The sequence below is a fragment of the Arthrobacter sp. Y3223164 genome, assembly GCF_059091005.1.
On record NZ_JBNHGF010000665.1, the window covers coordinates 1 to 939 of the forward strand.

Genomic DNA, 939 nt, shown 5'->3' on the forward strand with positions numbered 1-939 from the left:
CGGCGGCGCACAGCGGCCTCCGCGTCCGATAGCCGCCTCGCCCGCCGCCCTACACTAGCCGCCCCCTACACCGGCCGCCGCCCTACACTGGCCGTCGCCCTAGACTGGGGGACATGGAATTCGACACGCGCGTGGCCGCCTACGGCGTGATCGTGGCCGACGGCGCGGTGCTGCTGGTCCGCTGGACCGGCGCAGGCTGGCCGCGCTGGACCCTGCCCGGCGGCGGCCTGGAATACGGCGAAGACGCCGCAACCGGCGCGGTCCGCGAGATCCGGGAAGAAACGGGCTACGCCGCCAGGCTCGAGCAGCTGCTGGGCGTGGACAGCAAGCACATTCCGGCCGCGAAGCGCCTGCACGGGCAGCGGCCGCTGCACGCCTTCCGCGTCATCTACGCGGCCAGCGTTGTCGGCGGCGAACTGACCGACGAGGCCGACGGCTCCACGGACCTGGCCCGGTGGATCCCGCTCCATGAGGTTCCGACGCTGGACCGGGTCGACCTGGTGGATCTGGGGCTGCGCCTCTACTTCCCGGACGGCGTCCCGGCGGGCCATTCCGCAAACGGCCGGTGAGCGCTATGCTGATCCAGTTGTCGGGCTGACCAGCCCGCCGGACAACCCCGAGGAGGTGGGTGTGATGACCGTTTATCCCGCAGATCCTGCTGCCATCACCAGCCCAGCCTCCGTACCCCGCCCGCGCCGCGGCTAGCGGCCGGAACGTCCCCGGGCGGAGGCCTCACGCCCCGAGGTAACCGTCGTGACCGACACCCATCACCCGCACTCCTTGCTGCGCAGCTACGGCTACACCCGACACGCCGCCGCGCAGTTCAACCTCCATTTTCCCGACCCATGCCACCGGCCGGGACGGCGACCAGATGGGCCTGGGTCTGAGCTCCCCGCACTACCGCCACTGGGCGCAGACCCTGATCGACTGGCGCGACGA

The 939-nt window shown here is 71.6% G+C and carries 1 protein-coding gene; it reads left to right on the forward strand.

Annotated elements, in window-relative coordinates; translation table 11 throughout:
• Positions 1–113: 113 nt before the first annotated feature.
• Entirely contained in the window at positions 114–569 is a 456-nt protein-coding gene (locus AC5RUJ_RS17250; RefSeq protein WP_494129125.1) for an NUDIX hydrolase, read from the forward strand.
• Positions 570–939 lie beyond the last annotated feature (370 nt).